Genomic DNA, 25,312 nt, shown 5'->3' on the forward strand with positions numbered 1-25,312 from the left:
CCAGTAGGGATTACCTGCTAAACTAGTTTAAAATTATTTACACAGGTCTAATCCTAGCAACTGTTGAAAAGCTTCTAGTAGACCTAGTTTACACACCAATTTGCATAAGGAGAATCACACTAATGGGCGGCGAAATTTTGAATGCAGCTCTATTGTCTTTCGGTTTAATCTTCGTAGGCTGGGGCTTAGGCGCGTTGTTACTGAAAATTCAAGGCACAGAAGAATAATTGAATTCTGAGTTCTGAGTTAGGAGTTATTACTCTCCCCACTTCCCACTCCCTTTTTCATTGAAATGAGAAAAAAGCTTGTCCGTTAATCGGACAGCTATTTTCCCATGAGTCCATCCACATAAATTGATTTTCTGAGAAAAGATGTAAACTTTTGTTTGCATAGGTTATTCTGATAACATTCTTTTCATAAAACATTAAAATTTATTACAACCCTCATGACATTATTAATCGTCGGTGCCACTGGCACCTTAGGAAGACAAGTGGCTCGTCGTGCTATCGATGAGGGATATAAAGTACGCTGTCTTGTCCGCAGCAGTAAAAAAGCAGCTTTTCTTAAAGAATGGGGTGCAGAACTCGTCCCCGGAAATTTACGTTACCCCGATACCCTAGCAGAAGCTTTAGTTGGTGTAACCCAAGTTATTGATGCCTCAACCTCTCGCCCTACAGATTCACTGAGTATCAAACAAGTGGACTGGGAAGGCAAAGTAGCATTGATTCAAGCAGCAAAAGCAGCGGGTGTCGAGCGTTTTATTTTCTTTTCGATTTTAGAAGCTGATAAATACCCAGAAGTGCCGCTCATGGAAATTAAGCGGTGTACAGAACTATTCTTGGCTGAGTCGGGCTTGAATTATACCATCTTGCGGCTAGCTGGGTTTATGCAAGGTTTAATTGGTCAGTATGGGATTCCTATTTTGGAAGGACAGCCAGTTTGGGTAACAGGTAATTCTTCTCCCATCGCTTATATGGACACTCAGGATATTGCTAAGTTTGCAATCCGAGCATTGAGTGTACCAGAAACTGAAAACCAAGCTTTTCCTGTAGTCGGTACTCGTGCATGGAGTGCAGAAGAAATTATCAACCTGTGCGAACGCTTATCTGGAAAAGATGCCAGAGTAACGCGGATGCCAATAAACTTACTGCGTGCTGTACGGGGCATAATGCGATTCTTTCAGTGGGGATGGAACGTAGCAGACCGACTGGCGTTTACAGAAGTATTGGCTAGTGGTAAACAGTTAAATGCTTCAATGGATGAAGTATACACAGTGTTTGGTTTAGATCCGCAACAAACCACAACCCTAGAAAGTTATCTCCAAGAGTACTTCAGCCGAATAATGAAGAAACTCAAAGAAGTAGACTACCAGAAAAATAAAAATAAAAAGCAAAAACCTAAAAAAACTCCTTTTAAACAGTCTTCAAAAGCCAACAGTCAATAGTCATTACACAACAGACATTAGTCGTCAAACTCTAGACTCTGGATATTTGACTCTAGATTAATGACTACATGACCAAAAATGTGTAAGGATTAACAGAATACAAAGCATCGCCTAAACTTGGATATTTGAGTGTGCCGAAAGCAGGCATTATCTACAATGACGTTAAACCGATAGCGGGCCGTGTCGCTATTGAGTTGAAAGACAAGCTAACCGCAGCCGGTTGGAATGTATGTATCACATCGAGTATTGGTGGGATACTGGGCTATCCTAACCCGGAGAGTCCTGTTTGCCACACCCCCATTGACGGTCTGACACCCCCTGGTTTTGACTCAGATATGGAGTTTGCAGTGGTATTAGGGGGAGACGGAACTGTTCTTGCAGCGTCTCGTCAAGTAGCCCCTTGTGGTATTCCACTGCTAACAGTGAATACCGGCCACATGGGATTTTTGACGGAAACTTTCCTGAATCAATTGCCCCAAGCACTAGAACAGGCAATGGCAGGTGAGTATGAAATTGAAGAACGAGCTATGCTCAATGTCAAAGTGTTTCGGGATGATTCAGTGCTATGGGAAGCCTTATGCCTGAATGAAATGGTGCTACACCGGGAACCTTTGACCTCTATGTGCCATTTTGAAATTGCCATAGGGCATCATGCGCCAGTAGATATTGCCGCAGATGGTGTGATTGTTTCCACGCCTACTGGTTCTACAGCTTACTCATTGAGTGCTGGTGGCCCAGTGGTGACTCCTGGCGTACCTGTTTTACAGCTAGTACCCATTTGTCCCCATTCCCTAGCTTCCAGAGCATTGGTATTTCCAGATACTGAGTCGGTCAATATCTACCCAGTCAATATTCCTCGACTGGTAATGGTAGTAGATGGGAATGGAGGGTGCTATATCTTACCAGAAGATCGAGTATATATGGAGCGATCGCAATATAGTGCCCGATTTATTCGCCTGCAACCGCCTGAGTTTTTCCGAATTTTGCGAGAAAAATTAGGTTGGGGTTTACCACATATTGCTAAACCAACTTCGGTAGAATTGCCGTAAGCATTGGGCAGGAGGCAGGAGGCAGAAGGCGGGAGGCAGAAGTTTTTGAATTTGAATTGATTTCTCCCTCATCTTCCCACTCCCCAATCTGCTGATTTCCTTCCAGAATTACGGTATGGAGATTGAATTTGGAGTTAGTTATTAAGATTGCATCCGAGAATTCGATAGCTAACACCTGAACGTGCTAAAACATCCTTAGCAGCGCGTCAAATCAGAATTGCTACATCACTAAAAGCTCGTAATTGCACTTTATAACTGATGTAAAGATTTTCTCTGGAATATCTTTACAATCCCAAATCCAATATCCCAAATTGTTATGACAGTTGCTCAAAGTCCTTGTGTTTTGGTGATTGAAACCGATGAGAGCCTTGCAAATCAGCTTTCTTGCGATTTGCAAGAAGCTGGTTATGAATCAATTTTGGCTCATGATGCAACGAGTGGTTTACAACACTGTCGCGATCGCCAACCTGCTTTAATTGTTTTAGACCGGATGTTAGCAGGAGAATCAGGACTCTCATTGTGCAAAAATCTGAGAGGAACTGGTATGCGATCGCCTGTATTAATTTTAATGGCAAGGGATACAGTTGACGATCGTGTAGCTTGTCTAGAAGCTGGAGCGGATGATTACATCCTCAAACCTTACCGCTCAGAAGACTTTTTGAAGTTGATTCGCCTCTACTTGAAACCCGATGTGGATACCACAGAGCAATTACGCTTTGGGGATTTAATTTTAGACATAGCAACTCGTCGTGCCATACACAACGGACGACCAATTGACTTGACAATGAAGGAATTTGAACTATTAAAATTCTTAATGGAACATCCCCGTGAGGTGTTAACCCGCGAACAAATTTTAGAAAATGTTTGGGGTTACGACTTTCTGGGTGAGTCAAATGTAATTGAAGTATACATCCGTTACTTGCGGTTAAAAATCGAAGATGAAGGTCAAAAGCGCCTCATTCAAACAGTGCGAGGCGTAGGGTACGTTTTAAGAGAATCCTAGTATACTGTAGCGGGAGTTTGTTTATCTCCTTACCTCTTTCTTTCCTAGCCTCAGACTGGGAATGGTTTCTTTGGGTGCTGCTGCCTCTTACCCAAGGGGTTTTTCTGGCTACAACACTGTAAAATTGAAGTCTAAATTACAAAATCGAAAAGCTATATGACTCGTCGGCTAAGTTTGCTCTCGATAGTGCTGAGTATTTTTCTGATGGGTTGTTCCGTGCCAACAACTGCTAAATCTCCTAGCCCCACCTCTGGTTCTAAAACTCCAGCACCAGAAAGTTTAGGTCAAAAACTACCAATTTCTGCTAAAGCCATTGTGCCTAATGGTACAACGATTCAATTAGAGGTAGCACAGACGCCACAACAGCAAGCGATGGGATTGATGTATCGACCAGCTTTACCAGATGACCGGGGAATGCTGTTTGGCTTCCCTTCAGCACAACCAGTCAGTTTCTGGATGAAGAATGTACCTGTACCCCTGGACATGGTATTTCTACATAAAGGTGTAGTTAAATATATTCAGGCTGCTGCGCCTCCTTGTACAAGTGAGCCTTGTCCTACCTATGGGCCTAATACACCAATTGATAAGGTGATTGAACTTCGTTCTGGAAGAGCTGCCGAATTGAAGTTGAAAGTGGGGGATATTCTCAAAATTGAGTTTTGAAACTCTGGTGCTTTGCGGGGATAAAAACTTGGGTAATTACTCGGTTGAAAGCCTATACGGTCGAAATATATGTTTTTTCTGTAAAAAATGTCACTGTATGTGGTCAAACAGCACTTGTAACGCTACTATTTAAAAACTGTGGTAATAATGTAAAATTCTACTGTCTCAAACCTGAAATCGCAGTTTTCAGGTTTAGTCTCAAAAATATTCCCTTGGGCGTAAGTGTAAATAGTCGCCAATAAGAGAGTATAGGCTATGGAATCTTTATTACTACCTGTGTAATTAAATAAAGCACAAAGGTAAATAAGATGAAGCCAATTTAATTAAGTAAAAATACTGCTTAATAAGCTAGCAGATGATTTGTATGAGAATTTTTATTTCTCAGACCATCTATGAGAAGCCTCTGTTGAAGGCAGATTAACAAAAACTGTGCTGGGGTGTATGCCCGAAAACGGCACAGTGACAGATAAAATACTGGCTACTGTCTACCGAGTAATGGTGAACTGATATATGACAATACATTCTGCACAAGGAGGTGAGATACAAGTGTCACCATCAAAATATTCCCGACTGATTCATTTTTTGCAAGAAGACTTGGCAATTTCTACAGCATCACTAGCAGTGGCGCTTCGGCATCGGGAGCAAGACCCAGGCCCATTGGCAATGATTCTTTGGCAATATGGGTTAATTACTCTAGAGCAATTAGAAAAAATTTATGATTGGCTGGAGACGGCGTAGACTATACCGATTTTGGATTGTAGATTTTAGACTTTGGATAAAAAGTTTCTACCAAATACCTATTAGCAAAATTTCAAACAATACTATTTATACCAATTTGGGATGATACTAAGTTGCCAAAGTTAGTCTTGTTTGGTGTCAAAGATCAGTGGGCTTTCTTCAAAGCAAATAATACTATCTAGGGCAACTTGGTGTCATTTAAGAGAATTGAGGAATGTCACATCAACTCTACCTTATGCAAAGGTTTCTACTCTATATACAAATTAAAAGAGCGAGTTGATAATTTAACTCGCTTTTTTGATTTATTACTCAGGACTGACTAAACACTTTAACAGCTGCGGCTATACCAGAACCAGGGGTAAAGTCTTCGTAGCCAAGTTCTGTCAGGGTAACTTCTAACGATGCTATGCAGCTAAGGATATCGCGATCGCTCACAAAACCCAAGTGACCAATACGGAAAATTTTATTACTCAAATGGTCTTGACCACCAGCTAGAGCAATATCAAAGCGTTTTTTCATCAATGATCGAATCTTATCCGGTTCAATTCCCTGTGGTGCGACAGCCGTAATCGCCGGACTCGCGGAATTATCTGCTGCAAGCAGGGGTAAATTTAACCCTTTAATGGCGGCGCGGGTAGCGTTCTTCAGCCGTTCATGTCGAGCAAATATTGATTCTAAGCCTTCTTCTTTCATGATTCGTAACGTGGTGTGTAACGCTACAATCAAGTTCACAGGTGGAGTAAATGGAGTTGTATTTTTGGCTGTGGCTTTGCGATATTTGCCTAAGTCCAAATAATATTTTGGTAGCTTAGCAGTTTTGTAAGCTTCCCAAGCTTTGGGACTGACAGAGACAAAACCCAATCCCGGCGGAATCATATAACCTTTTTGGGAACCGGAGGCAACGATATCCAAACCCCAAGCATCCACAGGTAGATTAAACGCACCCAAGCTCGTGACGGCATCAACGATAATTAAAGCTTCACCGTGTTCTTTAACGTGGCGGTTGATGCTTTCTAGGTCATTCAACACACCCGTCGAGGTTTCGCTGTGAGTAATGATTACGGCTTTAATTTGCTTTTGGGTATCTGCTTGGAGTTTTTCGGCAAATACTGCGGGGTCTAAGGTTTTTCCCCATTCTACCTTAACTTCTTCTACATTCAAACCGTAGGCTTGGCCAACTTCTACCCAGCGTTCGCCAAATTTACCATTAGAGCCAACTAAAATGCGATCGCCTGGAGAGAGAAAATTAATTATTCCTGCTTCTACAGCACCCGTACCACTGACATTCAGCATCAGCACATCACTTTGAGTTTGGTGCAGCCACTTCAGGTTTTCCGTCACCTCTGCCAATATGTTGCTAAATTCACTAGTACGGTGTCCAATCGGATGCTTGGCTAATGCCAGTAAGGCAGCTTCTGGCACCGGTGTAGGGCCTGGAATCATTAGTATCAGCTTATCGTTCATGTGTCTATCCTAAAAGTCAAATAAAAGTCAAAATTGTGGGAGGTTGGTTAAGTCTGATAGCAAATCCTAGATATTCATCTACAAATCACACTCAGATCGTCACCAGCCTTGTTGTATATTTTCCAAATTTATAGGAAAAGTATCGTGGGAGTTAATGATCGGTCAGCTTGACCTTTGCAATTTATACCAGACCCCAACTCAGATAAAACCTTTGTTCCAGGCAATCTTACCACACACCTAGACGCCAGGTTAAGGTGTCTGCTCGTAGGCAAACAGCTATTTTAGCCAAGGATGAAACATCTATCTAGATGAGGCATAGGTACGATAAATTCTTAAAATCTACCCATAATCCACCTCAGTTGTTTTTATAGAAAAATGCGAAATCGTTTTGAACATCGCGGTAATTGTCGGTGAAAAAGTTGTGTTTTGCTTCCATGAAAGAAGTAACCTCCTACACTATACGGAAGAATTGGATGTCACCGTTTGCTAAGAGATAGAAAATACCCAACCCAAACTTTTCAATCTATTTGGGTCAAAGATTTGTTCTTGGGTTTCCATTGTCTAAAAAATACCTTTATCTATGATTTATTTGAGTCAAAATCGCTTCGATGCCAATATCCAAGCCTTTTCTGGCTGATTTGATAGCGACTAATTTGACGCAGAAGTTGAGATATCTATGCTACTAATTGCTGCACTTTTTGATACTGCACTTAGTGGTAAGCGATGCCGACGGCAGGCTACGCCTATGCTAATAAACTATAAGTTTTTATACTATACTTACAAAATTGTTACAATCGTGCTTAGTCTCCTTAGTTACTATTCACGGTGAGTCGTTTTTAACTAGTGTTCAGTTCATAAACTGTCACTCACTAGATCCCCGGTATTCTTGTAAAAGAGATATTCTTAGTTAGTGCAAGGAGTGATACCATTTCACCACATGTTTGTCACAAGTTATCCCCGTAATACTCTCTCCTCAGGGAGTGTTGCAGATTTCAAATGTTGCATCAAACGAGTGAGTTGGTATAAGCTTTTACGGAAAAGTGCTTGAGTGAGCAAAACTCTCAAGCGCTTTTTTGTGTATAAATAAAACAGTCCTACTCTCTGGACAGCTATATATATGTGTTTAAATACACATCTATCAGAGGAATAAACTATTGATATAAAAATTGTGACAACATATACTTGACGACTTTAAAATTTGTGTATTCCGTCAAAACCTTTTTAAGTGACTGGACGTACCACACGAATTAGTTTTCCTTGCAAAGGTTCTTCTGTTGCCACAGCCTCATCTATCCGTGCTGCAAATTGTTCCCAATTACGATTATTCGTGCAAACAAAAATACCGAAGTGGTTAGAATCACGACGATGCAAACGGATAAAATCAACTCTGTTGATAGTTAATATTGAGCGTTCTTGACTTATGGCAAATGCTAGCACTTCCTCATCAGGTATACCTTGGTCTGCATTTTCTGCTTCTTGAACTGTCAAAACATCATGCCCCAAAGCGCGTAATAATTCCACAACTGGAAAGGGAAACTGCTCATCTGCGTAAAACCGTGCCATCGATTAGGCTACCTCATTACGCTCAATTGCCAATTCGATTTCATCGGGATGAGCTTCTGCATATACCCAAGCATTAGCTAAATCTGTAGCTGTAATAGTTGGATAGCTCGTCAAAAGGTCAGCATCACTATATCCAAGACCGCGAGCTTCCACAAGTACCCAAACGGGAATACGAGTTTTAGCGATGCGAGCCTCTCCACCACAGACTTTAGGAGTTTTTTCAATTCCTTGCCAATTGTTGCCGAGACTTTGAGCAAGTAACTGTATAGCCTGCAATTTTTCACCAGGACTGAGGGCAAGCAGTTGTTGTTCTAACTCTTTGAGTGTCACGGATGTAAATCCTCTGATGTTTTGTCAGGCTAAATTTACAATTTTATCAATTGCTAAGTACAACATTTCATTAATTCGTAGCGAATTCCCTGCGGGAAGACGTTCGCGTAGCGTCTCGTAGAGAAGCGCATCTGCATTTAAATTTCAACCCTCAATTCGCCACGATTTTACGCAAAACTGTACTTAGCTAACTACAAAATTCACCAACTTACCAGGCACCACAATTACCTTTTTAATCTCTTTGCCTTCGATGTAACGTTGAGCAATTTCTGATTCACGGGCATATTTCTCCAACGCTGCTTTATCTGCTTGTGCTGGTACTTGAATCGAGCCGCGAGTTTTACCCATAACTTGAATCACTAAAGTGATTTCATCAGCTACCAAAGCAGCTGGGTCAAATGATGGCCAAGTTTGAGTATGAACTGAATCGCTTTCACCCAATAAATGCCACAATTCATCAGCAATATGTGGTGCAAATGGTGCTAGTAAAACCACCAAAGTTCGAATACCTTCTGCGTAAATTGGTGAACTTTTGCCGTTAGCATCAGTTAAGGCATTACTCAACTTCATCAATTCTGAAATAGCGGTGTTGAATTGATATTCGTCTTCCACGTCTTCTGTCACTGCTTGAATCGCCGTGTGAATCGCCCGCCGCAATTCCTTTTCTACCTTAGTTAAATCAGAGAGTTGAGCTTTTTTACGGGATACCCCAGCCGCAATATAATCTGTCACCAAACGCCAAACCCGATTTAAAAAGCGGAATTGTCCTTCCACATCGGCTTCATCCCATTCCAAATCTTTTTCTGGCGGCGCTTTGAACAAGATGAACATCCGCGCTGTGTCTACACCGTATTTGGAAATTACATCTTCTGGCGCTACACCGTTGCCCTTTGATTTAGACATGGTGGCATAGAGACGTTGCAACGGTTCACCTGTCTGGGGGTCGCGCGGGTCGGCTGAATTTACCAAATTAGAAGCAATCCATTTATCTTTACCACCCTTCTTAGGATTTAGGTAAGTTAAACCCTGCACCATACCTTGAGTTAACAGGCGTTGGAAAGGTTCGTCAAAATTTAACAAGCCTCTGTCCCGCAGAACCTTAGTAAAGAACCGCGAATACAACAAATGTAAAATCGCGTGTTCAATCCCACCCACATATTGGTCAACTGGCATCCAGCCGTTTATTTTATTAGAATCGAAAACTTGTTGTTCATTCTTAGCGTCAGGGAAACGCAAGTAATACCACGAGGAATCAATAAAAGTATCCATCGTGTCGGTTTCCCGCTTCGCTGGAGTGCCACAAGTTGGACAAGGTACATTTACCCAACTCTCTAACTGAGTCAAAGGTGAACCGCCACGTCCAGTAAATTCCACCTCTTCTGGTAACTGTACCGGCAAATCTCGATCGGGAACTGGTACTATGCCACAGTTAGGACAGTGAATTACAGGTATCGGTGCGCCCCAGTAACGCTGCCGCGAAATCAACCAATCCCGCAAGCGATATTGCACCCGCACTTTACCAAAACCTTGTTGTTCGGCGTATTCAATTATTGCTTGTTTAGCATCTATGGATTTCATACCAGTAAAAGCCCCAGAATTAATTAAAATTCCTGGTTCAGTGTATGCCTGGTTATATTCAATTTGGATGAGTTGTGTAACTTCATCAATCTCTGATGTTGGGGTTAAGTCAAAACCTGCAACATCATCTGGGGAAACGATGACAAAATCAGCCGGCAAATCGTAATTTTTGGCAAACTTAAAATCCCGGACATCGTGTGCTGGTACACCCATCACTGCTCCAGTACCATACTCATACAGTACATAGTCAGCAATCCAAATCGGCACTTCTTCCTCTGTAAATGGGTTAATTGCCTTACCACCTGTGGGGATACCCTGCTTCGGTTTATCTTCAGATGTACGTTCTAACTCACTTTGATGGGAGATTTCTTTAATAAAGGCTTCTACCGCTGCTTGTTGTTCTTTTGTAGTGACGCGCTTTGTTAAGGGATGTTCTGGTGCTAACACTAAGTAGCTAACACCATAAACTGTATCTGGGCGTGTAGTGTACACTCCAATTTTTTCATCTAACCCAACGATGGGAAATTCTAAGTAAGCGCCTGTAGATTTGCCAATCCAGTTTGCCTGCATCGACTTGACGCGTTCCGGCCAACCTGTCAATTTATGTAAGTCATTGAGCAATTCTTCGGCGTAGTCGGTAATCTTGAAAAACCACTGGCGTAATAATTTGCGCTCAACTATGGCGCCACTGCGCCAAGAACGTCCTTCGTTATCAACTTGCTCATTCGCCAATACAGTTTGGTCAATTGGGTCCCAGTTTACTGCTGCTTCTTTTTGATAAGCTAACCCCGCTTGCAAAAACTGCAAGAAAATCCATTGTGTCCACTTGTAATAATCTGGCGAACAGGTAGCAAGTTCGCATTCCCAATCAATAGATAAACCAAGACGCTGCAATTGTTGCCGCATCTGAGCCATATTCTGATAAGTCCACTTTGCTGGCGGTACACCACGGTCAATGGCGGCGTTTTCTGCTGGCAAGCCAAAGGCGTCCCAACCCATTGGGTGTATTACCCGATACCCTTGCATTCGCTTGAGGCGGGCAATCACATCGGTAATTGTATAATTACGGACGTGACCCATGTGTAGGCTGCCCGATGGATAAGGGAACATGGAAAGAGCGTAGAATTTTGGCTTGTTGCTAACTGTCGGTGTCTTATCTAAGCCAAGTTCTACCCATGTTTTTTGCCATTTTTCCTCAATTGCTGCTGGGTTATATCGGGAATCCACCAAAAATTCTCCTACTGGGTCTACGTCTACTCACTATGTCAACCTACCTATGTCAACATAGCAGGTTAATCTAAATATTGTAGGTCAACTACTCACAGATTTTTATATATATCAGTGCGGTTGAGCAGCAGCCTGATTATGCTCAAACTGCAACTCTTTCAGATATCGCAAGAATTATTTGATGAAGGTTTAAATGGTTGAACTAAATATAAAACTTTCTGATTTGGTGCGGGTTTTTGTCTACGGCACGCTCAAACCAGGTGAAGCTAACTATAAAAGATACTGTGCTGGCAAAGTAGTTGATGTCAAAACAGCCTTTGTACAAGGCAAGTTATTTGCTCTGCCAATGGGCTACCCGACGATGACGCTAGGGGATAGCCAAGTTTACGGATATTTACTCTCTTTTTCCAACCCAAAGATTTTAAATGAGCTAGATGTACTGGAAGATTACCAGCCCAATAGACAAACGCCAAAAAACCTCTATAATCGACAAATTATCGAGGTTTATGAACCAAAGTCGCTCTCTTTGGGTTGGGCTTGGGTTTATTTAATGACTTTAGAGCAAGTTGAGCAATTAGGAGGCTTTCTCCAGCCTGGGGGCTGGTGGAGTGGCTGTGGTTTAACCCCAAAGTACAGTTATGAACTGTAAACTGTTAATGCGATTAGTTTATGTCCTGTTTGGGGTCGTGTCGTTGCGGCTGAACCTGATAAATTGAATTTTCTGGAGAGGCTACTGCTGCTTTCGGAATTTCAATTACCGGGTTATTTAGTCCCACCATCAACGGCGAAGGGGGAACTATAGACGCTGAGGAGGTTTGTATAGGTTCTCTTTGTGGTCGTTGCGCCAGTTGCGGCACCATCAAACCGCCACCTACTAAGCCAGATATTGCACCGATCGCACAAGCAGCAACAGCTGCACCTGCCGCTATCCAGTTTAAACGGGAGCGGCGGCGCAAACGTGTCAATACTTGCTGAACTGTTTCTTCTGGGGACTGTTGGGCTGCTGGCACTGGGAGTGTCCGCAAGCCTTGGCGCAGCTTTAACAGTCGAGCATATAAACATTGAACTGAGGCATCTTTTGCCAACCATTCTTCTACTTGCCTGCGTTCGGTGGCTGTGACTTCACCATCCAGGTAAGCACTCAATAACTCGAAGCGATCGCGCTTCACCATATCCATAAGACCCGTTGATTCATTGGTATGATTGGCCATTCCATCTGACAAATTTTGAGGAAGTTGCAAAGGAGAACGGTCGTAAAACTGAGAATCAGTAGTCATCTTAACATTATTACCAATTCATACACGGGTAAACTGGGCGGGAATTTTGGGAAAATTAGCCAATTTTCCTCTTAAAGGCAGAAACAATCTACGTCTTTCTAGTAATTTTTAATCTATGCTTAAATTCTGCCATTGGGCAGAGGCAAGATACCGTAAATTAGGAGTCTAGATAATTCTGCAAGTGGGCTTGCAGCCTCGATCTAGCTCTGGCTATTCTTGATTTCACAGTTCCTAGAGAAACTCCAGTGATTTCAGCAATTTCTTCATAAGCCATGCCTTCGATTTCTCTGAGGACAATGGTAGTACGAAAAACTTCTGGTAAATCCGCGATCGCTTCCCGCAATTGCTCGTAAAATTCTCTAGTTGTCAGTTCTTCTTCAGGGCCTGGGGTATCGCCAGCGATTTCCCAATCCATCTCGCCATCCTCTAAGGAACGGGGAGCATCGAGTGACAAAGGACTCATAACCCGCTTGCGTTTGCGTAACTCGTCGTAAAACAAGTTGGTGGCAATGCGGCTTAACCATCCCCGAAATTTAGCAGGCTCTTGTAATCGGTTAATATTCCGATACACTCGAATCCAAACTTCTTGAGCTAAATCGGCTCTGTCAGGCCAATCTGGAGCCAAGTGGTATAAGACTCGATCGACTTGACTTTGATAGCGGCGTAATAGTTCCGCAAAAGCAGCACGATCTGGTCGCAGTCCGGCTTGACAGCGCAAAATTAAATCGTGGTTAGGGAGTTTGTCAACTTGCACTGATGCTTCTGGATACTTTGCATCAACCGTTGACCAGGATACAGTAATCGATTGACTCATAGATCGTACTGGCTCTAAATCATCCCTATCCATTAGACCTGCTAATGGGACAGAAGTTCCATGCTCAGGTGACGGATTTATGACTGGAACACTGAAGCATACAATTTTGGATACATTTATAGCAATAAGCAGAGCCACTTTTCCTTATACTGCTCCCATAGTTGCCTAAGACCCATCAACGAACAAAGGCGCGATGTATTGCACATTTTAGTGATTTTAGCAACTGGGTATATACGCTTGATCGAGATAATTAAATTTAGCTATAAAAATGAAGATAAAATTTTGTAATTCTAACTTCTTCATACCTTTAAAATTCGGGTAATAATTTCTGGAAGTTAGGTTGCTGTGGTTGCTAAGATGGTGATTTAATTTTTTGATTTCGTTACCAGAATAGTTGCTGATTGTTCTGATTGTGGCCCGAAGGCAGTACTAGAGTTATGTTGCTCTGGTACGCGAACTTGAAAAAAGAAGTTGAGCGAAAATGTAATTGTTACCGCTAGCAAGAGTTTTTCAAACATGGTTTTTCATCCACCTACACCATTAATGATTGATTGCTACATTTCAAGAGTTCCAGTAAAAAGTCCGAGGAGAGGCTTACGACCCTCAAAACTTTTGAGGAATGAGGTTGCTTACTTGGATTTTTGCCGTTGGGACAATTTGTATAGTCTTAGTTTGCCCAGAGGTGTTGGCAGATTTACAGCGGAAATGATAAGTATTGATAAATTTTTAATAATAGGATGATGAACTCATCCAATTACTCGGCTGGATATGTCAGGGATAAACAATAGGCGATCGCAATGGTAAGAAACGAATCTGTAGGACGTATTGTAATGCTGCTTTGTTTTGGCACAGCATTTTTATCCTTAGCTGTCCATTGGCGCATTAGTACGGCGGAACGGCAGTATGAGAAGTCTGCATCTACTTCGATGCGGCGAGATTCTACCCGAACCAATCTTAAGGGAAGCCGGCCACAGGGAGTCTACAAGAATCTTTCTCAAGTGAGTTTGGGGGAAATTGCGCTGGGTGGATCTGTGCCAGCTGATAAAGTTACCCAAGGCTCGACTGCCCAGAGGACGTTTACACCAAAGTCCTCTGCTATTAAAACTAAAACTAAATCAAAAATAATTAAGAAGAATCTAGCTAAAATAAATGATCTTAGGGCTTCTACACTCAAGCCTTCTACCATTAAGTCGCAAATAATTAAGAAGAATCTAGCGAAAGCAACTATTCGTAGGGCTTCTAAACTTAAGCCTTCTACCATTAAGCCTCAAACTAAGCCCCAAATTATTAAGAATAATGTAGCTAAAGCAAGCGACTTACCAACTCAGCCGCAGATGGTGGCGAAAGTTGAAAGACAAAATCCAGTGGCAGATAGTTGGCCAAAAGGTCTGTGGTCTCAGGCTTCAGCACAACAAGTACCATCTAGTAGGCTGGCAAATGTCAAGACGCAAGTGGTGGTTGATTTAAGCGATCGCCGCACTTATGTATATGCAGGAGATGAGGTGATCGCCAGCTACCCGATTGCTGTCGGTAAGAAAGGTTGGGAAACGCCCACAGGTTCTTTCCAGGTGATCCACATGAGACACTATCCAATCTGGCGTCACCCGATTACTGGCAAAGTATTTCAGGCTGGTACGGATAGTCCCTTGGGAGATAGATGGATTGGTTTTTGGTCAGATGGACGGAATGAAATTGGCTTTCATGGCACGCCAGATATAGACCTGGTAGGAACGGCTGTATCCCACGGCTGCTTAAGAATGCGTAATTCTGATGTCCGATTGTTATATGAGCAAGTGAGTTTAGGGACAACAGTTTTAGTACGTGATTAATTAGTTAAGAGTCATTAGTCCTTTGTCCTTTGTCCTTTGTCTAAAACAAATGACTAATGACTAATGACTCTTAAAATTATAATTTTTGCTCAAAGTTAGGTGCATAAGTTTGGAGTAAAGCACTAACTTGGCGTACAACCTCATTTCCAGTATTTTTACCCAAGGCTTGCCGTTCTGGGAAGAAATTGGGTCGATCGAGATAACGGTTAATCGCCTCACTTATTTGTTGAGAAATTAAGTCTTGCAGTTGTTCCTGAGCTGTTTGCCGCTGAAAATTAGCACCCTCTTCTGTAGTAGCATACAAAGGTGGCAACCGATTGAGAGCGTAAGCGGCAATATCTCCGACATCTAAAGAACTTTCGCTGGTGGCTTCAATTTCTGCGACTCGTGCGATCGCTTCCGTCAGCACCAATTCTTCCATAACGTTAATGAATTGTTTGCGAGGTACCGCCACTACCTCACCAGTCAATAGCGCACCCATCAGCCGATCCAACGCCATATACTCTTCAATTGAGAGTTCCGAGGCGTTATCACAGATTCTACCGACTTCTGCTTCCATTGCTGGTGTCAAATAACCATCCTGGAGAGCTTGTTCTACAATTTTTTCGATACTCATAACGCTTATCATCATTTATGTTGGCCAAGCAAGGTAGGGACGGTATCAATCCAATTTATTTTGCCTAATTCTCAGCAAAAAATACACAAATTATGCAAAGACAGGATCAATTCTGCCTCTACTAGTTAACGACCTTAGTTCGCCAAGGTGTTGGATCAACAGATTGTCCGTTGACATATAGACCCCAGTGTAAATGTGGCCCTGTGGCAGCACCTGTTGAACCTACTGCACCAATTAGTTGACCAGCTTTCACCAAATCACCTTCTTTAACGTTAATACGACTTAGGTGCATGAAAATACTGATTACTCCTTGACCGTGGTCAATGCCAACTACGTTACCGTGTATCCGAAACCCTTGGGATACCCTACCTACTAAAGCAACTCGCCCAGCGGCCGGGGCAATCACTGGTGAGCCGGCAGCACCAGCGTAGTCAAGACCACGATGATAGTAGTCCTTTGCAAATGTACCATTATAGTAGCGACGTACACCATAGTTTGTACTCATTCGCCCTGCATTTGGCTTCAGGAATACTCCATTCCAATACTTTTCTGGTGTTTGTAGCGCCTTCAAAGCTGCCACGCGCTTAAGTTCATACTCTGTGGCATCCACTCCGGCTTTGCCAGGTGGCAAAGTAATACGTTGTACGGGGAATTTGCGATTAAGCACATTCACTGCTAAGTTTTGCACTTGACCATCCCCCGCAACCCGAAGTGTTCTAGTTCCAGCTTTTTCTAATGGAGTTGTGGGAACAAAAGCCCGATACTGATTGGGCGCAATTTCAAAGGCTGGGTATGTATTCTTTCCACTGGCTACCGTTGGTTTTGTACCATTCTCTGGATTATCTAGATTAATCTGAACCGAGAGTGTATCCCCTAATTTAGGATTAGTTGGAATCACTTTCACTTGCAAAGCATCTACAGGTAATCCCAAGGCGATCGGGAGAACAGCAAATATTCCTTTTAATACATTTATTGCACGGTAATTGGCTGTCAAAGTTTTGACATCAAAACCGAGCAACTTTTTGTTTGAACTACTAGCGCTATTCTCAATAATCATAGAACTACAAAAAAACCCTTGCTTGTATTGGAAAATAGATTAGCTTATTATCGCTAGTGTTTCCTGTTTGAAGCCGATGTTGTTGACAACCATAAATTTTCGGAAATTATCCAGGTATTTATTTATGGATTGCAAGGGCAAATCATTTTATCTGTAATTTTAGGAAATTGGTCTTGACTCTAATAACCAAGGCGTATGACATTGGCAGTGAGCATAAAATTTAACTGTTATTACATAAATAATACTTGAAGGAAATCTTGGAATCAACTGGACACTTTTTCAACTGGACACTAATATCACATTGTTCGGTTGAAATCGGTATGGGGAAATTACTTAAACTAGGTAAGTAAGTCAGTGAGAATAAATTAAACTATATATTAGTAAATATTTTAAAATTTACTCATAATAAGGGTTTAGTTGCCAGAAAAAGAGACATTAAGACAAAAATGTGAGTCTGCCTCGTCACACTTAAAGTTTACTTTATAAATCAACTCTGAATGAGGGAATACCTAATTGGCTTTAGACTGATAGTATTACTTTTGACTTGAGTTTGCCATCTTCCATTTGAACTATGCGATCGGCAATATCTAGGATACGGTTGTCATGAGTAACCATCAAGATGGTACAGCCTTGTTCTTTTGCCAGTTTTTGCATGAGATTGACTACATCTCGTCCTGATTGACTGTCAAGGGCGGCAGTGGGTTCATCCGCAAGGATTATTTGAGGATGACTGACTAAAGCACGAGCGATCGCTACTCTTTGTTTTTGTCCTCCAGACAGTTTATCAGGGTAATAATGCAAATGATTTCCTAATCCTACTTGCTCTAACATTTGGGCTGATCTAGCTCGCATCTTTTTTAACCCAAGATGTTTGTGCAATTCTAAGGCCATTTTGACGTTTTGGAGTGCCGTTAAACTACCATGCAAGTTATGTCCTTGGAAAATATAACCGTTATGGCGTCGTGCTTGTACTAGTTCTTCAGCACTAGCACCACAAAGTTCTCGTCCTAACACCTGTAAACTACCAGATTGGGCAGAACGCAATCCACCCACTAAGGTCAGTAAGGTAGTCTTTCCAGAACCAGAAGGCCCAGTCATGATAATAATTTCACCAGCATTAATCTCTAAGCTGATACTACATAAAACTTGTTTGCGGAGTGAGCCGTGACCAAAGTGGTGGTCGAGATTCTGAATGGAGATGATGGATTGACTAGTCATAATATAGATCGATTACTCGTGACAATCGTCATTGGTCATTTGTCCTTTGTCCTTTGCAAATGACCAATGACCAATGAGGAATGACAAATTTAAAACATATCAGCGGGATCGGTGGCTTGGAGTTTGCGGGTGGCGATCGCACCAGAAATGATACACATAATGATAGTCAGTACTAATACCTGCAATGCTCGAATCGCAGTCATGTACATAGGCAAATTTGTGGCACTGCGAGTCAGTTGGTAAAGTGCTAAAGACACTCCCAATCCGGGGAAGAAGCCCAGTGCTGCTAATATCAACGATTCTTCAAGCACCACACCTAGCAGGTAGTAATTGCGATATCCCATTGCTTTGAAGGTGGCGTATTCTCGAACGTGGGCATTAACATCGGTGGAGAGGACTTGATAAACGATTATCACGCCCACCACAAACCCCATCGATACACCCAGGCTGAAGATAAACCCAATTGGGGAATTTGTTCTCCAGAAATTGTTCTCAAATTCAATAAATTCAGCGTGGGTGAATACTCTGACATCATCTTTGAGGTAGGCTTTGAGCATTGCGGCTACTTTTTTCGGTTCATAACCTGGTTTGAGAACAATCAAACCTAGACTGACACTGTTGGACTGTCGCCCAGAAAATAGCCGCAAAAAATTTTGATCGCTGGTAATCAGATTGCCATCAAAGCCAAAGGATGCTCCGACTTGGAATAAGCCACTAATGGTAATTGTGCGTCTTTCAATTTCGGCAGTCAGGGTTTTGCCTTGGTCAATTTGAGCGATCGCTTTTTGATAATCTCCTCTTGCACCACGATCAAACAATACGGTATCTGGCAGTTTGATCGCTTGCAATTGCTGGTTAACATCGGGTAAGTCAAAAGCTGGCTTGTCTGGGTTAAAGCCGATAACTAACACCCCTGTCTCACGGTGTGTTTGGGGATTTTTCCAGATTGTGTTGTTGAAATACATTGGTTCTGCTGACTTTACCCCTGGTATATCCATTGCTTGGTAAAGTCGCCGACGAGAAAATGTAGACAAGCTTGGTAAATTACGGGCTTGGGGACTGGTTAAAACAATGTCTGCTTGCAAACTGCGATGTAGTCTGGTGTTACTGTCATATAGCGCAGTCTGAAAACCTAGCTGCATGAACATCAGAAGATCCGCAAAGGCAATGCCTGATAATGCCACTAAAAGACGGCTTTTTTCATGATTTAGTTGCAGCCATCCTAGAGGGGTTCGCCGTCGCAGTTGTTTGAGCAATCCCATGATAAGAAGTGGGGAGTGGAGGGAGTAAGGGAGTAACGAAGAAGAATTAATAACCAATGACAAATGACAAATTTCACAATTCAATTACTGCCTTAACTTGCATATTGGTTAAGGTGGCAGCTTTTTGGCTAGAAGTTTCATCTAGTCGGATGTGGACTTCTACTACTCTGTTGTCGATATTACTGACGGGATCTGTGTTAATGACATTCTGCCGTCGCACTTGCAAGCCTTTGCGATCTACGATTCCCTCCAATTCAATTGGGAGGTTATCACCAAAGATTCGCACTTGCTGCCCTGAATGTACTTTGCCGATATCGCTTTCGTAGACTTCGGCGATGACATACATCTGGCTGGTTTGTCCAATATCTGCAATGCCATCATTTGAGACTAATTCCCCAGGATGGGTATGGATCTCAAATACCTGTCCATTTTGGGGCGATCGCACTACAGCCTGTTCAAGATTGACTTTTGCCAGATTCATGGCTGCTACGGCACGATTAATTTCCGCTTGGGCTGATTCTACATCCACTCCGCGCACTTCGGCGATTTCATCAAGTGTTGCTGTGGCTTGTTTAACCTGTTGCTGACTAGTTGATTGGGTACGGTTTAACTGTGCCTGGGCTTCTTGTAGGCTTTTTTGGGCGGTTTCCAAGTTTAAACGCTTGTTATCCCGTTGAGAGGCGGAAATTGCACCCTGTTGATATAGTCGCTGATAGCGTTCGTCTTCTGCTTGGGCGTTACGCACTTCGGCTTGGAATCGCTCAATTGTCGCGGCTTGGGCATTAATATCACCTTGGCGTTCGGCTTCTAGACGAGCGATCGCAGCTTTTTGGGCGGCAATTTCACCGCGTTTAGCACCTGCTTGAGTGCGGTTTAGGTTTGCTTGGGCTACTTTTACCTGTTCTTGCGCCTCTTTGAATGCAGCTTGGAGGCGATCGCGGCTGTTCAAAATTGCGATCGCTTGTCCTGCTTTTACCCTATCCCCTTCCTTCACCAACAACTTTTCTACCCGACTTCCTTCCGCAGACACCGCAGCAGAGAGTTTAATTACCTTTCCCTGTGGTTCGAGTCGCCCTAAAGCTGTTACTGTTTTTAACTGTGGTAATTGTGTTACTGGTACTTGTGCCTCTGGATTTGCATAATTTTGCCAGCGTTTTACTATATAAAAACTTATTCCGCCAACCAATAAAGATATAGTTATACCTATAGCAACGGATGGACGCAGAATAGACTTAGGGAACGTTCTGTACCCTAGCTTTGAGTTTCGCACCATAGATTACCTCTTAACTAGTGGCGCAGAAAAAAGAACAGATTAGGCTTTTCTCCGTACTTGTTTCTAATTCCTACTTCTTGAGTCAGTGATTGTCGATTTATCACTTAAAAGTCCATAAAATAATTTGAAAATCGTTGAGATTTTACTTAGATAAATTGATTTAGCTGGCTAGGATAACAACAAATATCTTTACCAAATTATAGGTTTATGTTTTTAGCAAACTACTTTTGTTTTATGAAAGTACTCAGGTATAGTAAACGGTTTTAAAATTCCGGGTTGTAACAGCGCCAACAATCATAATCAAATTAAGTAAATAACAAAAAATATTTGGTGTGATTAAGATCGGTGGAAATTTATATCAAATTTTGATGATAATAGCGTTTACCAATGGTATTAGGTACATCATATTCCCCTCCTCACTTGCGGGGTGGGATTTTTGTACCTCATAAGGTACAAGAACCCCTATAATCCCATTCAAAGGTTAAAACGAAACATTAACCAAACCGCATTGGGACACCTGTAGCTTGCAATTCTCACAAATCAAATAGGATTACTGTATTAAGTCTGTTTGCTATTGGGAATTATAAAGATAGGGATACAAAACTTTCACAATAGTTTTGACGTATTTTTTTATAGTATAAACGTACTATTAACTTTAGTTTTACAGCTATGCAACCTCTTCACCCAATTAGCGAATCGAATTTGCAAAGAGGCAATTGGATTTGTATTTGTCCAACTGTTTATACAGAAACAGGAATTCCGCAAGAGCTAATTTCTCGTTCTTCTCTATCTCAATCAACCTCTAGTCAATTATACGGTCAAAACACACTAAATTTCATTTCACAAATTGAAGTAATTACCTCAGAAATAGGCACAATTTCCTTAGTTTATCTATTCCCAAAGCAAAATATCAAGATTTTACATGGGAACATCCTGATTTTTCTGTGTCGATTGTGGTCGCCGAAACTAGCAATAATCACTGGTTATGCCTTGCGCCCATCGTCCCCGATCAAGTAAGCGATGATGTCTACGCTCCCCATCAACCCACGACGCAAATTGTTTGCGAAGAATCAATAAACGCAGTCAACGAAAGTTTGATAGCTGAATTTAAATCCTGTCTTGACGATCTCACCCCAATTACGATTTACGGCTACCACTACGGCGGATATAACTGCACTTATCAACATCATCTCGTAGGTGCATACGCCAAAACCAAAACGACTGCCATTGAACTTGCACTGCAAGCAGCAACTATGGTTTTTTTAGAGAAACGAACAGTTGAGTATGCTGATAATAGCGATAATAGCCGTAAACTCTAGCCAGTTTATGAATCAGTGTTTAGCTAATCGTACTTACTACAATATCAGCTTTTGGGATCTTGACTACTCCTATGAAGTCGGACAAACGCTAGCAGGAGATTGGCTAGGCGTGCGATCGCAAGGCGAATTTGAATACAATCCTTAGAAAGAGCAGCAAAAATATAATGTCTAAAAAGTCTGATTCGCAGTTCCAAAATTTCTTTACTTCACAAATTTGATTTGTGAAAATTGCTCAAAAAGAATCTGCTTAAGATGCTGCAACAACAGCACGGTCATTTACTAACTTGCCATCTTCCATATAGACAATGCGATCGGCAATATCTAGAATGCGGTTGTCATGAGTAACCAAGAGAATGGTACAGTCTTGTTCTTTAGCTAGTTTTTGCATGAGGTTGACCACATCTCGTCCCGATTTACTGTCAAGGGCTGCGGTAGGCTCATCTGCTAAGACTATTTTAGGACGACCAACTAATGCACGAGCGATCGCAACTCTTTGTTTTTGTCCCCCAGATAAATCATCAGGATAATAATTCAAGCGTTCTCCTAATCCTACCTCCTCTAATATTTGGGCTGATCGGGTTTTCATTTCTGCTGGGGAAATATTATTATGCACTTCCAAGCCCATTCTGACGTTCTGGAGTGCTGTCAGACTACCATGCAAGTTGTGGGCTTGGAAAATATAACCGTTATTGCGTCGCACCTGGGTAAGTTGTGCTTTGCTAGCGCCACACAGTTCTTGTTCCAATATCTGCAAACTGCCGGATTGGGCAGAACGCAAGCCGCCTGCTAAGGTGAGAAGTGTAGTCTTACCAGAACCAGAAGGCCCTGTCATAATAATAATTTCGCCGGCGTTAATATCCAGGTTGATATCAAAGAGAACTTGCTTGCGGAGTTGACCATGACCAAAATAGTGGTCGAGATTTTTAACAGAGATTACAGGTTGACTACTCATAAATAGCTCGATTACTCGTGATGATTGTCATTTGCAAAGGACAAATGACAAATGACAAATGACAAATTTAAAACATATCTGCGGGGTCAGCAGATTGTAATTTACGGGTGGCGATCGCACCAGAAATGACACACATAATCATAGTCAGTGTTAATACCGTCAAAGCCCGCGCTACGGTCATATAAAGTGGTAAATTGGTGGCATTACGAGTTAAAGCATAAAGTCCTAAAGGTGCGATCGCTCCGGGAATAAACCCTAAAACTGCCAAAATAATCGCCTCTTCAAACACCACACCTAATAAGTAGAGATTGTTATACCCCATTGCTTTGAAAGTGGCGTATTCTTTGATATGGGAATTCACATCTGTAGAAAGAACTTGATAGACGATAATCACGCCCACCATAAACCCCATTGCTACACCCAGGCTGAAGATAAACCCGATAGCAGTATTTGTTTTCCAGTAATTTATTTCAAATTCGATAAATTCTGCTTTGGTTAAAACTTTAACATCATCATCTAAATGAGCTTCTAAAGCTGTTTTCATCTGTTTTGGGTCGTAGCCTGGTTGTAGTTGCACCAAACCGAGACTGACACCACTGGCTTCTCGCCTGGGAAATAGTCGTAGAAAGTTCTGGTCGTTGGTGATTAAAGTGCCATCGGCGATGAAGGAAGCCCCGACCGAAAATAAGCCGCTAATGGTAATTGTCCGGCGTTCTATTTCGGTTGTGACAGTTTTACCTTGGTCAATTTTAGCGATCGCATCATTATAATCTCCTCTAGAGGCGCGATCGAACAAAACGGTATCTGGTAGCTTAACAGCATCTATCTGGCGATTTACATCTGCTAAGTTAAACACTTGCCGATCGGGATTGAACCCCATAACTAATATTGTCGTTTTCTGTTGTGTTTGGGGATTTTTCCAATCAACAATGTTGATATACATTCCTTCTGCCGACTTTACACCTGGTACATCCATTGCTTGATACAGCCGTCGCCGCGTAAAGCTAGACATATTTGCTAGGTTACGTGCTTGGGGACTGATGACAAACATATCAGCCTGCATACTCCGATGCAGGATTGTGTTACTTTCAAACAGGGCAGTCTGAAATCCCAGCTGCATGAACATCAGAACATCGGCAAAGGCAATGCCTGACAATGCTACCAAAAGACGGCCTTTTTCATGACTCAGTTGCAGCCATCCTAAAGGTGTTCGCCGCCGCAGTTGCTGGATAAATCCAATCACAGTTCAATTACCGCCTTGACTTGCAAATTAGTTAAGCTAGAGGCATTTTGGCTAGATAGTTTATTCAATTGCACATGAACTTCCACTACTCTGGCATCAATATTGCTAGAGGGATCGGCGTTAATCAGATTTTGCCGCTTTACCTGCATACCAATCCAATCCACTCTTCCCTCTAATTCATTGCGGAGGGAATCACTGCTTACCAGCACCTCTTGTCCCGGACGCACTTTCTTGATATCACTTTGGTAGACTTCTACTACTGCATACATCTGGTCGGTTTGACCTATAGCCACAATTCCTTCATCGCCAACAGTTTCTCCGGCTCGTGTATTAATCTCCAAAATTCGACCAGCTTTTGGAGCCACAACGTATGCCTGTGCCAGTTCTGCTCTAATTTTCTCCACGGTGGCTTGAGCGCTGTCTACCTCTGCTTGTGCATTTGCTATATCTGTGGGACGGACTTCAGCAGTTTGATTCAGGTTAGCTTTTGCTTCGTTAATCTGCTGTTGCAAGCTGGCGAGGGTTTGATCTTGGTTAGCTTTTGCTTCGTTAATCTGCTGTTGTAGGGTTGCGACAGTTCTTGTCTGAGTGGCTTGGCTTTCAATTAACGCTTGAGTGGAAGTTTCGGCACTTAAACGTCTGCTATCAACTTCCTGGCTAGAAATTGCTCCTGCTTTATATAAAGTCTCGTAGCGCTGTACCTCAGCTTGGGCATTACGTCTCTCAGCTGCCACACGAGCAACTGTTGCTTGCAAGCTCCGTTGTTGCCCAAGGAGTTCTGCTTCTAGACGATTAATTGTGGCTTGCTGAGTTTTAATGTTTCCTTGTAGTTCTACTTGCACGCGATTCACGGTTGCTTGACGCGCTCCAATTTCTCCCTGTTTGGCTCCAGCTTTTACCTGGTTAAGGCGGGATTTGGCAACTTGAACTTGTTTTTGGGCTTCACTCAAAGTAGCTTGTAGGCGATCGCGGTTGTCCATAATCGCAATTACCTGCCCGGCTTTGACGCGATCGCCTTCTTTCACCAATAGTTGCTCTACCCGATTCCCTTCATTAGAAGAAGGCGCTGACAGTTTTATTATTTCTCCCTTTGGTTCCAAACGTCCTAATGCTGTTACTGTTTTTACCACAGGCTGAACTACTACTGGTGCTTTTTGCTTTTCATTAGCTGTAGCCTGAAGCTTCATCAACGTATAAACACTGATTCCACCTATTGCTAGCGATGTAAATATTGTAAGTAGAAATGGCGATCGCAAAAGATTCTGAGAAGACCCTAAACCCTCTGAATTCCTGTTTTCCCTCATGCTATTCCCCCTTACCACCAGTAGCAACCTGTACTAAACTGTCCAGTTCAATTTATGCTAAACTAAACGGACTAGTTTAGTCAATAGGA

25 protein-coding genes are annotated in these 25,312 nt (G+C 42.3%); 10 read left to right on the top strand and 15 right to left on the bottom strand.

The features are described from left to right. Positions 1-122: 122 nt before the first annotated feature. From petM to V7K53_RS20525, 6 genes are all read left to right on the top strand, one after another. Complete coding sequence (petM, locus tag V7K53_RS20500; RefSeq protein ID WP_094344256.1) at positions 123-227, top strand: cytochrome b6-f complex subunit PetM; 105 nt, start codon at positions 123-125, stop codon at positions 225-227. Positions 228-445: 218 nt separating this feature from the next. After that, the gene (locus V7K53_RS20505; protein ID WP_335199325.1) at positions 446-1,444 is read left to right on the top strand and encodes an SDR family oxidoreductase; all 999 of its coding nucleotides are present in this window, start codon (positions 446-448) and stop codon (positions 1,442-1,444) included. A 131-nt stretch (positions 1,445-1,575) separates the two neighbouring features. Beyond that, positions 1,576-2,493, top strand: coding sequence for an NAD(+) kinase (locus V7K53_RS20510; RefSeq protein WP_094352564.1), 918 nt, complete (start codon positions 1,576-1,578; stop codon positions 2,491-2,493). Between the two features lie 316 nt (positions 2,494-2,809). Further along, entirely contained in the window at positions 2,810-3,496 is a 687-nt protein-coding gene (gene nblR, locus V7K53_RS20515; RefSeq protein WP_335199326.1) for a response regulator transcription factor NblR, read from the top strand. Positions 3,497-3,652: 156 nt separating this feature from the next. Next, positions 3,653-4,159 (top strand): DUF192 domain-containing protein, encoded by a 507-nt coding sequence (locus V7K53_RS20520; RefSeq protein ID WP_335199328.1) that lies wholly within the window; start codon positions 3,653-3,655, stop codon positions 4,157-4,159. A gap of 510 nt (positions 4,160-4,669) precedes the next feature. Beyond that, positions 4,670-4,897: a DUF2949 domain-containing protein gene (locus tag V7K53_RS20525; protein WP_335199330.1), complete on the top strand. Its 228-nt coding sequence runs from the start codon at positions 4,670-4,672 to the stop codon at positions 4,895-4,897. Between the two features lie 309 nt (positions 4,898-5,206). On the opposite strand, the gene V7K53_RS20530 is transcribed toward V7K53_RS20525, so the two are convergent. The 4 genes from V7K53_RS20530 to leuS all read right to left on the bottom strand — a co-directional run bounded on the left by V7K53_RS20530 (position 5,207) and on the right by leuS (position 11,059). Continuing rightward, the gene (locus V7K53_RS20530) at positions 5,207-6,361 is read right to left on the bottom strand and encodes a pyridoxal-phosphate-dependent aminotransferase family protein (RefSeq protein WP_335199332.1); all 1,155 of its coding nucleotides are present in this window, start codon (positions 6,359-6,361) and stop codon (positions 5,207-5,209) included. A 1,221-nt stretch (positions 6,362-7,582) separates the two neighbouring features. Next, positions 7,583-7,924 carry a DUF5615 family PIN-like protein gene (locus tag V7K53_RS20535; protein WP_094352559.1) on the bottom strand — a complete coding sequence of 114 codons (342 nt, stop codon included), beginning with the start codon at positions 7,922-7,924 and terminating at the stop codon, positions 7,583-7,585. 3 nt (positions 7,925-7,927) lie between these two features. Continuing rightward, positions 7,928-8,254: a DUF433 domain-containing protein gene (locus V7K53_RS20540; RefSeq protein WP_335199333.1), complete on the bottom strand. Its 327-nt coding sequence runs from the start codon at positions 8,252-8,254 to the stop codon at positions 7,928-7,930. A gap of 183 nt (positions 8,255-8,437) precedes the next feature. After that, positions 8,438-11,059 (bottom strand): leucine--tRNA ligase, encoded by a 2,622-nt coding sequence (leuS, locus tag V7K53_RS20545; protein WP_335199334.1) that lies wholly within the window; start codon positions 11,057-11,059, stop codon positions 8,438-8,440. 193 nt (positions 11,060-11,252) lie between these two features. Between leuS and V7K53_RS20550 the strand changes: the two genes are divergently transcribed. Further along, positions 11,253-11,708 (top strand): gamma-glutamylcyclotransferase family protein, encoded by a 456-nt coding sequence (locus V7K53_RS20550; protein ID WP_335199335.1) that lies wholly within the window; start codon positions 11,253-11,255, stop codon positions 11,706-11,708. 13 nt (positions 11,709-11,721) lie between these two features. Here the strand turns inward: V7K53_RS20550 and V7K53_RS20555 are convergent, their stop codons facing one another. From V7K53_RS20555 to V7K53_RS20565, 3 genes are all read right to left on the bottom strand, one after another. Further along, the gene (locus V7K53_RS20555; RefSeq protein ID WP_335199337.1) at positions 11,722-12,336 is read right to left on the bottom strand and encodes an anti-sigma factor family protein; all 615 of its coding nucleotides are present in this window, start codon (positions 12,334-12,336) and stop codon (positions 11,722-11,724) included. Positions 12,337-12,493: 157 nt separating this feature from the next. After that, positions 12,494-13,150, bottom strand: coding sequence for a sigma-70 family RNA polymerase sigma factor (locus V7K53_RS20560; RefSeq protein ID WP_094352725.1), 657 nt, complete (start codon positions 13,148-13,150; stop codon positions 12,494-12,496). Positions 13,151-13,515: 365 nt separating this feature from the next. Continuing rightward, complete coding sequence (locus tag V7K53_RS20565; RefSeq protein ID WP_292736083.1) at positions 13,516-13,668, bottom strand: hypothetical protein; 153 nt, start codon at positions 13,666-13,668, stop codon at positions 13,516-13,518. A 678-nt stretch (positions 13,669-14,346) separates the two neighbouring features. Here V7K53_RS20565 and V7K53_RS20570 point away from each other — a divergent pair. Continuing rightward, positions 14,347-14,979 carry a L,D-transpeptidase gene (locus V7K53_RS20570; protein WP_442940504.1) on the top strand — a complete coding sequence of 211 codons (633 nt, stop codon included), beginning with the start codon at positions 14,347-14,349 and terminating at the stop codon, positions 14,977-14,979. 76 nt (positions 14,980-15,055) lie between these two features. On the opposite strand, the gene V7K53_RS20575 is transcribed toward V7K53_RS20570, so the two are convergent. From V7K53_RS20575 to V7K53_RS20595, 5 genes are all read right to left on the bottom strand, one after another. Further along, positions 15,056-15,595 carry a late competence development ComFB family protein gene (locus tag V7K53_RS20575; RefSeq protein ID WP_335199338.1) on the bottom strand — a complete coding sequence of 180 codons (540 nt, stop codon included), beginning with the start codon at positions 15,593-15,595 and terminating at the stop codon, positions 15,056-15,058. A gap of 121 nt (positions 15,596-15,716) precedes the next feature. Further along, positions 15,717-16,652: a M23 family metallopeptidase gene (locus V7K53_RS20580; RefSeq protein ID WP_335199339.1), complete on the bottom strand. Its 936-nt coding sequence runs from the start codon at positions 16,650-16,652 to the stop codon at positions 15,717-15,719. A gap of 519 nt (positions 16,653-17,171) precedes the next feature. Further along, on the bottom strand, positions 17,172-17,870 hold the full coding sequence (locus tag V7K53_RS20585; protein WP_335199340.1) for a DevA family ABC transporter ATP-binding protein: 699 nt from the start codon (positions 17,868-17,870) through the stop codon (positions 17,172-17,174). A gap of 89 nt (positions 17,871-17,959) precedes the next feature. Further along, positions 17,960-19,132, bottom strand: a complete 1,173-nt coding sequence (gene devC / locus V7K53_RS20590) for an ABC transporter permease DevC (RefSeq protein WP_335199341.1) — start codon at positions 19,130-19,132, stop codon at positions 17,960-17,962. A 73-nt stretch (positions 19,133-19,205) separates the two neighbouring features. After that, positions 19,206-20,402, bottom strand: coding sequence for an ABC exporter membrane fusion protein (locus V7K53_RS20595; RefSeq protein WP_442940505.1), 1,197 nt, complete (start codon positions 20,400-20,402; stop codon positions 19,206-19,208). Between the two features lie 947 nt (positions 20,403-21,349). Here V7K53_RS20595 and V7K53_RS20600 point away from each other — a divergent pair. Continuing rightward, complete coding sequence (locus V7K53_RS20600) at positions 21,350-21,724, top strand: hypothetical protein (RefSeq protein ID WP_335199343.1); 375 nt, start codon at positions 21,350-21,352, stop codon at positions 21,722-21,724. Positions 21,725-21,731: 7 nt separating this feature from the next. Continuing rightward, on the top strand, positions 21,732-21,869 hold the full coding sequence (locus V7K53_RS20605; RefSeq protein ID WP_335199344.1) for a hypothetical protein: 138 nt from the start codon (positions 21,732-21,734) through the stop codon (positions 21,867-21,869). A 102-nt stretch (positions 21,870-21,971) separates the two neighbouring features. On the opposite strand, the gene V7K53_RS20610 is transcribed toward V7K53_RS20605, so the two are convergent. The 3 genes from V7K53_RS20610 to V7K53_RS20620 all read right to left on the bottom strand — a co-directional run bounded on the left by V7K53_RS20610 (position 21,972) and on the right by V7K53_RS20620 (position 25,223). Next, positions 21,972-22,676 (bottom strand): DevA family ABC transporter ATP-binding protein, encoded by a 705-nt coding sequence (locus V7K53_RS20610; RefSeq protein ID WP_335199345.1) that lies wholly within the window; start codon positions 22,674-22,676, stop codon positions 21,972-21,974. A 67-nt stretch (positions 22,677-22,743) separates the two neighbouring features. Continuing rightward, positions 22,744-23,919, bottom strand: a complete 1,176-nt coding sequence (devC, locus tag V7K53_RS20615) for an ABC transporter permease DevC (protein WP_335199346.1) — start codon at positions 23,917-23,919, stop codon at positions 22,744-22,746. Continuing rightward, the gene (locus tag V7K53_RS20620) at positions 23,916-25,223 is read right to left on the bottom strand and encodes an HlyD family efflux transporter periplasmic adaptor subunit (RefSeq protein ID WP_335199347.1); all 1,308 of its coding nucleotides are present in this window, start codon (positions 25,221-25,223) and stop codon (positions 23,916-23,918) included. Before V7K53_RS20620 ends, devC (V7K53_RS20615) begins: the two co-directional genes overlap by 4 nt. Between the last annotated feature and the right edge of the window lie 89 nt (positions 25,224-25,312).

Source organism: Nostoc sp. (genome assembly GCF_036917355.1).
GTDB lineage: Bacteria > Cyanobacteriota > Cyanobacteriia > Cyanobacteriales > Nostocaceae > Nostoc.

Bases quoted from the DNA above. Each gene is read 5' to 3' on its own strand.
- V7K53_RS20505 (WP_335199325.1), top strand. From the start codon at position 446: ATGACATTATTAATCGTCGGTGCCACTGGCACCTTAGGAAGACAAGTG.
- nblR (WP_335199326.1), top strand. From the start codon at position 2,810: ATGACAGTTGCTCAAAGTCCTTGTGTTTTGGTGATTGAAACCGATGAG.
- V7K53_RS20620 (WP_335199347.1), bottom strand. From the start codon at position 25,223: ATGAGGGAAAACAGGAATTCAGAGGGTTTAGGGTCTTCTCAGAATCTT.
- devC (WP_335199341.1), bottom strand. From the start codon at position 19,132: ATGGGATTGCTCAAACAACTGCGACGGCGAACCCCTCTAGGATGGCTG.
- V7K53_RS20585 (WP_335199340.1), bottom strand. From the start codon at position 17,870: ATGACTAGTCAATCCATCATCTCCATTCAGAATCTCGACCACCACTTT.
- V7K53_RS20555 (WP_335199337.1), bottom strand. From the start codon at position 12,336: ATGACTACTGATTCTCAGTTTTACGACCGTTCTCCTTTGCAACTTCCT.
- V7K53_RS20605 (WP_335199344.1), top strand. From the start codon at position 21,732: ATGAATCAGTGTTTAGCTAATCGTACTTACTACAATATCAGCTTTTGG.
- V7K53_RS20610 (WP_335199345.1), bottom strand. From the start codon at position 22,676: ATGAGTAGTCAACCTGTAATCTCTGTTAAAAATCTCGACCACTATTTT.
- V7K53_RS20575 (WP_335199338.1), bottom strand. From the start codon at position 15,595: ATGAGTATCGAAAAAATTGTAGAACAAGCTCTCCAGGATGGTTATTTG.
- V7K53_RS20525 (WP_335199330.1), top strand. From the start codon at position 4,670: ATGACAATACATTCTGCACAAGGAGGTGAGATACAAGTGTCACCATCA.
- V7K53_RS20530 (WP_335199332.1), bottom strand. From the start codon at position 6,361: ATGAACGATAAGCTGATACTAATGATTCCAGGCCCTACACCGGTGCCA.
- V7K53_RS20535 (WP_094352559.1), bottom strand. From the start codon at position 7,924: ATGGCACGGTTTTACGCAGATGAGCAGTTTCCCTTTCCAGTTGTGGAA.
- V7K53_RS20580 (WP_335199339.1), bottom strand. From the start codon at position 16,652: ATGATTATTGAGAATAGCGCTAGTAGTTCAAACAAAAAGTTGCTCGGT.
- V7K53_RS20520 (WP_335199328.1), top strand. From the start codon at position 3,653: ATGACTCGTCGGCTAAGTTTGCTCTCGATAGTGCTGAGTATTTTTCTG.
- V7K53_RS20550 (WP_335199335.1), top strand. From the start codon at position 11,253: ATGGTTGAACTAAATATAAAACTTTCTGATTTGGTGCGGGTTTTTGTC.
- petM (WP_094344256.1), top strand. From the start codon at position 123: ATGGGCGGCGAAATTTTGAATGCAGCTCTATTGTCTTTCGGTTTAATC.
- V7K53_RS20560 (WP_094352725.1), bottom strand. From the start codon at position 13,150: ATGAGTCAATCGATTACTGTATCCTGGTCAACGGTTGATGCAAAGTAT.
- V7K53_RS20565 (WP_292736083.1), bottom strand. From the start codon at position 13,668: ATGTTTGAAAAACTCTTGCTAGCGGTAACAATTACATTTTCGCTCAAC.